At 55.4% G+C, this 9607-nt stretch carries 8 protein-coding genes; 3 read left to right on the top strand and 5 right to left on the bottom strand.

Features of this window, described 5'->3' with window-relative positions; genetic code table 11:
• The 3 genes from AC1QQ2_RS04520 to AC1QQ2_RS04510 form a co-directional block, all read left to right on the top strand.
• A partial coding sequence (locus tag AC1QQ2_RS04520; protein WP_479712242.1) for an IS30 family transposase occupies nt 1–791 on the top strand: 791 nt, incomplete at its 5' end.
• A gap of 226 nt (nt 792–1017) precedes the next feature.
• The gene (locus AC1QQ2_RS04515) at nt 1018–2682 is read left to right on the top strand and encodes a GMC family oxidoreductase (RefSeq protein WP_479712241.1); all 1665 of its coding nucleotides are present in this window, start codon (nt 1018–1020) and stop codon (nt 2680–2682) included.
• Between the two features lie 24 nt (nt 2683–2706).
• The gene (locus AC1QQ2_RS04510; protein ID WP_479712240.1) at nt 2707–5220 is read left to right on the top strand and encodes a CoA transferase; all 2514 of its coding nucleotides are present in this window, start codon (nt 2707–2709) and stop codon (nt 5218–5220) included.
• On the opposite strand, the gene AC1QQ2_RS04505 is transcribed toward AC1QQ2_RS04510, so the two are convergent.
• From AC1QQ2_RS04505 to pstB, 5 genes are all read right to left on the bottom strand, one after another.
• Entirely contained in the window at nt 5217–6134 is a 918-nt protein-coding gene (locus tag AC1QQ2_RS04505) for a LysR family transcriptional regulator (protein WP_479712239.1), read from the bottom strand. The two genes, AC1QQ2_RS04510 and AC1QQ2_RS04505, sit on opposite strands and share 4 nt — an antisense overlap.
• Before the next feature lie 26 nt (nt 6135–6160).
• Nucleotides 6161–7348 (bottom strand): ectoine hydrolase DoeA, encoded by a 1188-nt coding sequence (doeA, locus tag AC1QQ2_RS04500; RefSeq protein ID WP_479712238.1) that lies wholly within the window; start codon nt 7346–7348, stop codon nt 6161–6163.
• 68 nt (nt 7349–7416) lie between these two features.
• Complete coding sequence (phoB, locus tag AC1QQ2_RS04495) at nt 7417–8103, bottom strand: phosphate regulon transcriptional regulator PhoB (RefSeq protein ID WP_067544982.1); 687 nt, start codon at nt 8101–8103, stop codon at nt 7417–7419.
• Nucleotides 8103–8813 (bottom strand): phosphate signaling complex protein PhoU, encoded by a 711-nt coding sequence (gene phoU, locus AC1QQ2_RS04490; protein WP_249947097.1) that lies wholly within the window; start codon nt 8811–8813, stop codon nt 8103–8105. The genes phoB and phoU overlap by 1 nt, the downstream gene beginning before the upstream one ends.
• Nucleotides 8814–8825: 12 nt before the next feature.
• Nucleotides 8826–9587 (bottom strand): phosphate ABC transporter ATP-binding protein PstB, encoded by a 762-nt coding sequence (gene pstB, locus AC1QQ2_RS04485; RefSeq protein WP_435404538.1) that lies wholly within the window; start codon nt 9585–9587, stop codon nt 8826–8828.
• Nucleotides 9588–9607: the final 20 nt, after the last annotated feature.

Genomic DNA, 9607 nt, shown 5'->3' with positions numbered 1-9607 from the left:
CCAAGCGGCGCGCTCGGCGACGCAAGCTGATCCGCTTGGATGATCTGCGAACGCATGTCATCACTCAACTCAAACTCGGATGGACACCGGAGCAGATTGCGGGCCGTCTTGGATATGATGGCCAGACACTCCGCGTCAGCCACGAGACGATCTATGCCTATGTCTACAGCGCCGACGGCCAGTCCGAACACCTGGCCCGCCACCTGCCTAGCCGCCGCAAGAAACGCCAACCCCGCTACGCCAGACGGCCCAGAGGCCAGGTTTTCCCGCCGGATCGCTCCATCCACCAGCGTCCGGACCATGTGAAATCCCGTGAGACTTTCGGTGACTGGGAAGGCGATCTGATGATCTTCGAGCGCGCTCAAGGCCAGATGAACGTGGCCTCTGTGGTTGAGCGGAAAACCCGTTTTGCAGTACTGTTTCGCAACAACGATCGCAGCCCGACGCACCTGATGAATAGCCTCATGGATGTAATGGAACCCCTGCCCCAACCGGCACGGCGTTCGATAACGTTCGACCGGGGCATCGAATTCCGCGACTGGCGCAGGCTTCAATCGGGCATCGGCACTGAAAGCTGGTTCTGCGATCCGCAAGCGCCGTGGCAGAAAGGGTCGGTCGAGAACCTGAACAAAAGGGCGCGCCGATACCTGCCACGCGACACCCAGCTCGCGGCGCTCTCAAATCTCGATATGAAGGCAATTTGTGATCGCCTGAACGGGACGCCCAGAAAGTGCCTGGGATGGAGAACCCCAACAGAAGCCTTCAGAGAAGAGATCATGAAACTGAGATAGCGGAAAATGTCGCAACGTGTCTTGAGCCATCACAAATGACACTTCTAGATTTCGAAAATCATTGTCTCTTTTTCATGCCCTACAGCTCAATCAGAGGCGCAAGTATCTGATTATAAATCTTTATAAGATTTTTTGATATCTTTTCGTGCAAGATTTCATTGGGCGTTGATGCTCTGTTTAGCTACCTTCCTCCCGATCAAATACGCGACGGGAGGCGCTGAATTTCATGAGCACTACGACCTTTGACTATGTCGTTGTTGGCGCTGGGACAGCTGGATGTCTTCTTGCGAACCGTCTTTCTGCTGACCCAAAGAACCGTGTTCTGCTCCTCGAAGCTGGCAAAAAAGATAACTACCCGTGGATCCATATTCCTGTCGGCTATCTATATTGCATCGGTAACCCTCGGACGGATTGGCTTTTCAATACCGAAGCCGAAGCTGGTTTGAACGGTCGGTCGTTGCGGTATCCGCGTGGTAAGACACTCGGCGGATGTTCGTCGATCAACGGTATGATCTACATGCGCGGTCAAGCACGGGACTACGACAATTGGGCGGACCTTACGGGTGATGACGATTGGTCGTGGGCAAACACCCTGCCCGCATTTAAGGCTCATGAAAACCACTACAAATTGGACGACGACGCTGATCCTGCAGACGGCGACAATGGTCGTTTTTCCGATCTGCACGGCCATGGTGGTGAATGGCGTATCGAAAAACAGCGATTGAGATGGGATATCCTTGATAGTTTTGCTGAAGCTGCTGAACAATCTGGTGTGCGCCGCACCGAAGATTTTAACACCGGCGACAATGAAGGTGTTGGATATTTCGAAGTAAATCAACGCTCTGGATGGCGTTGGAACAGTTCCAAGGCGTTTCTGCGGCCAGCGTCTAAGCGACCAAATCTAACCATCTGGACTGAGGCTCAGGTCGAGAAACTCACCTTTGAGACCGATGCAAATGGTCAGTTGAAATGCACTGGTGCGATTGTGAACCGCAAAGGTGTTCAGGTGACTGTCGCTGCCAATAAAGAAGTCGTTTTGTCCGCTGGCGCAATCGGTTCGCCGCAAATTCTGATGTTGTCAGGTGTCGGCCCCGCCGAAGAACTAACCGCGAATGGCATACCTGTTGTTGCCAATGTTCAAGGTGTCGGTCGCAACCTCCAAGATCACCTGCAAATCCGTACCGTGTTTAAAATTGAAGGCGCTAAGACGCTGAATACGCTTGCGAATAGTTTGATTGGTAAGGCGATGTTCGGGCTGGAATATGCGCTAAAACGCACTGGCCCAATGAGCATGTCGCCGTCTCAACTTGGGGCGTTCACGCGGTCCGATGCATCCCGCACCCACGCCAACTTGCAGTATCACGTTCAGCCGCTGAGCCTCGATGCGTTTGGTGATCCGTTGCACGATTTTCCAGCCTTCACGGCGAGTGTCTGTAACCTTAACCCGACCTCGACAGGCAGCGTTACGCTTCGATCTGCGAACCCGTTTGACGCACCAAAGATCGCGCCGAATTACCTCGCAACTGAAGAGGACCGTTTGGTCGCCGCCGAGAGTATTCGTCAGGTCCGTAACATCGTGGCGCAGCCTGCCTTGGCCAAATACAAGCCCGTCGAATGGAAACCCGGTCCTCAGTTCCAAACGGACGAGGAATTGGCCCGTCTCGCTGGTGACATCGCGAGCACGATTTTCCATCCCGTTGGCACCACGAAAATGGGCCGCACGGACGATGATATGGCCGTTGTCGATAGCCGACTGCGCGTCAAAGGGATCAAAGGCTTGCGCGTTGCAGATGCGGGCGTGATGCCAAAGATCACGTCGGGCAATACGAATTCGCCAACGCTGATGATTGCTGAAAAAGCGGCGGGATATATCCTCGCCGATGCACACTAACACCCCCTTTTCAGGATTTCGGAAATGACCATCCCTTCCCGTGACACGCTCCCTCTCGCTGGAGTTAAAGTCATTGATTTTGGACAATATATTGCGGGCCCCGCGGTTGCGATGATCCTTGGCGATCTGGGGGCTACGGTGGTGCATATCGACCCGCCCGGTGGTCCGATGTGGCAGAGCCCCGCAAACGCGACCCTGAACCGCAACAAGATGATCGTAACGATCGATCTGAAGTCTGCCGAGGGTGTCGAACAGGCCAAAGCGCTGATCGCAGAAGCCGACATCGTGGTCGAAAATTTCCGTCCGGGGAAACTGGCTAAGCTCGGCATTGATTTCGCGGAATTGCGCCAGTCACAGCCTGACCTGATCACCGTGTCGATCCCCGGTTTTGCGTCAGCGGACGAAGAACGTCGTGAGTTGCGCGCATATGAGAGTGTGATCGCGGCGAGTTCGGGTGTGTTCACGGATATGGGCTTGAACCGAGTTCTGATGGGCGTGAACCCGTCATTCTCTCCCCTACCCCTCGCCTCGTCCTACGGTGCGATGATGGCGGCCTCTGCGGCGGTTCTGGCGCTTCAGGCGCGGGAACGCACGGGTCTGGGTGATCAGATCGAAGTGCCACTGGCGAGCGCGGTTATGGAAGGTCTATGCTATAACTCGATCAAGATCGACGGTTTGCCTGAACGCTATATCACTCAGCGCGAACAAGAGATCACCCGTCGTCGGACCGAAGGCCTGCCGATGAATGTGACCTATGAAGAGCTGCAGGAGCTCCTTGACCCATTCTACCGCAGCTACCTCTGCAAGGACGGTCGGATGTTCTATGTCGTCTGTCCGAGCCATAAGACCCACGCGAAACGGTGTCTGCAGACGCTCGGTATCTATGATGATCTTGTTGCCGAGGGCCTTCAGGAAGAAGACGATACCTACAAGCCCACCAGCGAATGGTCGTCCGACGTGTCGCTGGGTGTTTATCCGCTCCCGAAATTCTGGGCGGATAAGATCGCGGCTAAGATGAAAGAGGTATTCATCACGCGAACCGCCAAAGAGTGGGAACGTATTTTTGGTCGCAACAAATTCCCTGGTGCGCCGCAGCGCTGGTTGCAGGAATGGATCAACGACGACCACGCGGAAACGTCGGGTCTCATGATCGACGTTGAGGATCCTGAATACGGAATGATGATCCAACCTGGACCTGTAGTCTGGTTAGAGGAAAGCGGCGAAGCAGCGCTCTATCCGATCCCACGCCGTTGGGTGGATGTAAGCAGCGCCCTTGCGCAGTTAAAGAAACAACGCACCAAACTGCCGCGTGTGACCGATCCGAACGATCGGTCTGGCTGGCTCGAAGGTGTCCGCGTTCTCGACCTTTGCAACGTGATCGCGGGACCACATTCGGTGAGCTATCTGGCACGGTTTGGCGCTGAGGTGATCAAGCTTGATCCATCGAAGCCGATGTATGACGCGTGGAACACGGTGATCTTTGGCATGTCGCACATGCGCGGCAAGAAGTCAGTTCTGACAGACATCACGTCCGAACATGGTCGCAAGGTATTCGAGAACCTCGTGCGGTCCGTCGATGTGATCGTTTGGAACGCGCCAGACAACCAGATCAAAGTGATGGGATTGGACGCGGATAACCTCGCGCGGCTGAACCCCGATGCGATCTTCTGCAAGCTCGACTGTTTCAGCGGCGTGCGTCGTGGCCCTCGGACGGATTACGTGGGCTACGATGACCTCGTGCAGGCGACGACGGGTATTATGTTGCGCTTTGGTGGGCTGATGAGCGAGCCAGAGGAACATGCGCACGTTGGTACGATTGACGTGATGTGTGGGTTTGGCGGCGCATTGGGCGTCGCGACAGCCCTGTATCAAAAACTGAAGACGGGCAAAACGGGTCGCGGTCGTACATCGCTTTCTGCGAACAGCGGTCTTCTGCAGGTGCCGTTCTGCTATGACTACACTGGGCGTGGTCTGTTCGATGAACCGTCAGGGCGGTATGTAAACGGCTACGATGCCTTGTCGCGGTTCTATTACACGGCTTCGGGCGAATATCTGCTGCTTTCAACTTACGAGAAAGACATTGGACGCCTAGAAGCGATCGAGGCTTTCTCGGGGTTATCGGCCCTGCCCCATGAGGAACGCGAAGGGTTCCTTGCCGGGGTGTTCGCGAATGATACCTCAGCGGCGTGGCTAGAGGTCTTGCGGGCGAACGATATTGGCGCGGCGGTCTGTGACAACATTGACGCCTTGCGCGCGGCCTATGTTCGGACGCCTGATGGCACTCCGGGCATTGATCGCGGGAGCTATTCGTTCTCGGTCTATGAGGACCACCCGAGCGGCCATACGGTCACACAGCTCGATCCATTTGCCGTTCGCCCTACGCGTGGTGCTGTGAATATGATGGATCCCGCCGAAAAATACGGGGCCTCAACGCGGTCGGTCTTGCTTGATCTTGGCTATAACGAGACCGACATCGATGAGATGTTGCAAAACGGATCGATCAGCGAAACGTGGAGCAAAGAATATCTGCCGAGTTAAGTTGGCCAAACATCATCAATGGCCTCAAAGGCAAGTTGAACAACTTGATCATCGCGGCGCTGCGCAAGGCAAAGAAAGCTCAGCGATGTATCCAGTCGTTTGCCCGTTAGAATGGTGACGTTGCCGGACTGGGCCTCACGGAGTGCAATGGATTCACGTGCGAGGCTCAGGCCGACCCCCGTGCGCACCATAGCGAGCATGGACGATTCCTGATCGACCTGTGCGACTTGGTTTTGGCGCAGACCCATTCGGTCAAAAACCTTTGTCAGCAACCGGTTATGAACCGATGCTGGCGGTGTTCCGATCCACGGCAACGCAGCCAGTTCGCGCCAATCGTAGTCTTTGGCCGATCCTAAGAGCGCAGGTGGCGCAACCACGCAATACGTCAGCGTAGATAGGTGACGCACGTGGAACTGTTCGGCGTCCGCTGGTTGATCCAAGTCACCGAGGTAAAATCCGACATCCAAGGTGTCGTTCCGCAAATAGTCCAGCACTTCACCACTGATCCCATGCCGAAGTGAGGTCGAAACCCCTGGCCCAACCTGCAACATCTGCTGCAAAAACGCGCCCAAACGGGTGAATTCAGGGTCGATGATGGTGCCCACGCGCAAGGTGCCCTGTAGGTGGGTCCGCATCGTTTGAAGGAGACGGTTGAAGTCTTGGACCGAGCCCAAAACCTGTTCGGCCTTCGTCGCCAATAAGGCGCCGTCTTTCGTAAGTTCTAGCCCCGTCGCCGTTCGTTTGAACAACACAAGGCCGCTCAATTGCCCCAATTTGCGCAGTTGAAAACTCACCGCAGGTTGGGAGAGGTTCAGGATGTCTGCGGCACGTGTGACGTTCCCCTCACGGGCGACGACGACAAGTGCGCGCAGCAGTTTTAGGTCATGGACGGCAAGTCGTTCAACATCGCTCATCGCCGCCCTCCTCTGTGTTGCACCGATTACGACTTGATAACGATACCGCTAGGGGTTTTGCAAAGCAGTTCGTGACCAGTTTCGGTGATAACAATCGGTTCGGTCGTTTCAATACCGCCGTCGTCGAGCCAAAGCGCAGGCATAAAGTGGAACGTCATCCCCGGACGTAGAACCGTTTTATCGCCCGCGCGGAACGACATCGTGCGTTCGCCCCAATCCGGCGGATAGCTCAGGCCGATGGCGTAGCCGCAACGACTGTCTTTGACAAAACCGAGCTTGTTGAGCGTCTGGTTAAAGGCGTTGGCAACGTCTTCGCAGCGGTTGCCCGGTTTCGCTTGTTCGAGGGCAGCTGCTGTGGCTTCAGTCACCGCATGTTCTGCATCGATGAACTTTTGCGGCATGGTGCCAAAGAACAGCGTACGGGATTGCGGGCAGTGATAGCGGCGGTGAACGCCAGCAATTTCAAAGAACGTCGTTTCACCTGTCCGCAGCGGTGTATCATCCCACGTCAGGTGTGGTGCGGTGGCGTCAAGGCCAGACGGCGCCATGGGAACGATTGCTGGATAGTCCCCCCAGTGGCCACCGACGCCCTTGATCGCAGTGTGATAAATCTCAGCAACCAGATGGTGCTTTGGCATCCCGGGTTCGGCGACCTCGGCAATACGCGCGTGCATGGCTTGAACGATGTCGGCGGCACGGCGCATGTAGGTCAGTTCCGTCGGGCTCTTGATCGCACGTTGCCAGTTCACGAGGCCTGTGGTGTCGACAAAGGTCGCCTTTGGCAGACCTTTGATTAATGATCCATAGGCTGCAGCGCTGAAATAGTAGTTGTCCATTTCGACGCCGACGCGACCTGCGTCCCAGCCATAACCTTCAATTACTCGCGATAGGTCTTCCATCGGGTGCTTGTCAGGGTTCTGAACGTAGCTGTCTTCATAGCCAAAGATGTTGTCTTCGTGCATGAAAACAGTGCGCAACGCGCCTGCTGCGTCCATCCCGCGGCCCCACCAAATGGGTTCGCCTTCCAAGCCGAGGATCACGGCCTGATGAACGTAGAATGACCAGCCATCGTACCCCGTCAGCCACGCCATATTGGACGGGTCAGAGACGATGATCGTATCAACTCCTGCGGCTTCCATCGCCGCGCGGGTTTTCTCAATACGATCCCAGTATTCTGAATCTGCAAACGATGGGCTTGTGCGCGTGCTTGGCATAGGGAAACCTTTCGAAGTGGTTTCCTTACGCTACGCGATAAACGCGCGTTTAAAAGCCCAAAAACGCCTTAGCCTAGGGCGTATCCGGCACCGCGAACGGTGCGCACGGGATCATTTCCACCATGGGCAGTAAGCGCTTTTCTTAGTCGCCCAACGTGCACGTCAACGGTGCGAGTATCGACGTAGATATCGCGTCCCCAAACACGGTCCAGAAGTTGATCACGCGACCAAACACGCCCCGGTTTTTCGATGAAGGTCGACAAGAGGCGAAACTCTGTCGGGCCGAGTTTCAACTGTTCACCATCACGGGTCACGCGATGGGTTTCACTGTCGAGTTGGATATCCTCGAACACCATAACCTGCCCCGCCATTGTCGGACGGGAGCGACGGAGCTGCGACCGAACGCGAGCCAGCAGTTCAGTCACCGAATAGGGTTTGGTGACATAGTCGTCGGCACCTGTTTCCAGACCGCGAACCTTGTCGCCTTCCTCTGACCGCGCAGAGAGCATGATGACAGGGATTTCACGTGTCTCAGGGCGTGTTTTCACCTGACGGCAAACCTCGATCCCAGAGACATTCGGAAGCATCCAGTCCAAAACGATCACATCAGGGAGCTCTTCGCTGATCATCAGCAGCGCTTCTTCGCCATTTACAGCGAAAGACACCGTGTAACCTTCTGATTCAAGGTTGTATTTCAGAACCTCACGTTGCGCGGGTTCATCTTCGACGACGAGAACGAGGGGTTGCTGAGCCATTAATCAACCTTGGAAATATACGAGGTACTATCAGCTTTGGGGCGGCTATCTTCGGGCAGTTCACCTGTCACCAAATAGATGACTTGTTCGGCCATATTGGTTACCAAATCGCCCATGCGTTCGATGTTCTTCGCGATGAAATGCAAGTGCATACAGGCCGTGATATTACGCGGGTCTTCCATCATGAACGTCAGGAATTCGCGGAACATGGCGTTATACATCTGGTCGACGTCGTGGTCGTGTTCACGGACCTGCTCAGCCAGTTTCGCGTCGCGTTGAATATAGGCATCCAAAACGTTACGCAGCATGCCTTCGACTTCGCGTGCCATACGACGCAAGGACGCGTCGGGGCCCGGGATTTCGCGCATCTCGACCAGAACATTGGTGCGTTTCGCCATGTTCTTTGCGTAGTCGCCGATACGCTCGAGGCTGCCTGCCAGTTTGAGCGTGGTCAAAACAGTGCGCAGGTCTTTGGACACGGGCGCACGCAGGGCGATACAACGCGCTGCTTCTTCGTTGATGCGAAGTTCGAGTTCGTCGATAGCTTTATCATTAGCGCGGACTTTCGCCGCCAATTCCACGTCTCGGGTTTCTAGCGACTGTGCGCCGTCGAGAATTGCAGCCTCAACTAGGCCACCCATTTTCATAACCAGTGCCTGAATGGCTTCGAGGTCGCGGTCGTAGGCGGATAGGATGTGTTGATCACTCATTATGTGCGCTCCTTAGCCAATGCGGCCGGAAATGTAGCTCTCGGTGCGGGGATCAACCGGATTGGTAAAGATCTGACCCGTCTCGCCGTATTCGACGAGGTTCCCGAGGTGGAAGAAGGCGGTCTTTTGGCTCACACGTGCAGCCTGTTGCATCGAGTGGGTCACGATCACGACCGAGAAGTTGGACCGAAGTTCGTCGATCAATTCCTCAACCTGCGCTGTTGCAATCGGGTCGAGTGCCGAACAAGGTTCGTCCATCAACAAGACTTCAGGCTGTGTCGCTACAGCACGTGCAATACACAGACGCTGCTGCTGACCACCAGAAAGTCCAGTGCCCGGAGCATCAAGGCGATCCTTGACCTCATTCCACAGCGCCGCACGCTTTAGCGAACTTTCGACGATCTCATCGAGGTCGGTCTTGTTCTTCGCGAGGCCATGAATACGGGGCCCATAGGCGATATTGTCATAGATCGACTTAGGAAACGGGTTCGGCTTTTGAAACACCATGCCGACCTTTGCGCGCAGCTGCACAGGGTCCACGCGTTTGTCGTAGATGTCTTCGCCGTCCAAGAGGATGTCGCCTTCGACACGGCAAATATCGATGGTGTCGTTCATCCGGTTCAGCGAACGCAAGAACGTGGATTTACCGCAACCCGACGGGCCGATGAACGCAGTCACGGTTTTATCCGCGATATCAACATTCACGTCTTTGATGGCATGCGTGGTTCCGTAGTAGACCTGCACGTTGCGGGCCGAAAATTTGATGTCCTTCATGTCCACCGCTCTATCTATTA

Source organism: Aestuarium sp., from assembly GCF_023253315.1.
Taxonomy (GTDB): Bacteria; Pseudomonadota; Alphaproteobacteria; order Rhodobacterales; family Rhodobacteraceae; genus Marivivens; species Marivivens donghaensis.
The sequence above is the reverse complement of the archived record's forward strand: the minus strand, read 5'-3'. Positions and strand labels throughout refer to the sequence as shown.

What these genes read in the sequence shown, in the direction of transcription:
- AC1QQ2_RS04505 (WP_479712239.1), bottom strand. Translation starts at nt 6,134, where the DNA reads ATGAGCGATGTTGAACGACTTGCCGTCCATGACCTAAAACTGCTGCGC.
- AC1QQ2_RS04515 (WP_479712241.1), top strand. Translation starts at nt 1,018, where the DNA reads ATGAGCACTACGACCTTTGACTATGTCGTTGTTGGCGCTGGGACAGCT.
- AC1QQ2_RS04510 (WP_479712240.1), top strand. Translation starts at nt 2,707, where the DNA reads ATGACCATCCCTTCCCGTGACACGCTCCCTCTCGCTGGAGTTAAAGTC.
- phoU (WP_249947097.1), bottom strand. Translation starts at nt 8,813, where the DNA reads ATGAGTGATCAACACATCCTATCCGCCTACGACCGCGACCTCGAAGCC.
- pstB (WP_435404538.1), bottom strand. Translation starts at nt 9,587, where the DNA reads ATGAAGGACATCAAATTTTCGGCCCGCAACGTGCAGGTCTACTACGGA.
- doeA (WP_479712238.1), bottom strand. Translation starts at nt 7,348, where the DNA reads ATGCCAAGCACGCGCACAAGCCCATCGTTTGCAGATTCAGAATACTGG.
- phoB (WP_067544982.1), bottom strand. Translation starts at nt 8,103, where the DNA reads ATGGCTCAGCAACCCCTCGTTCTCGTCGTCGAAGATGAACCCGCGCAA.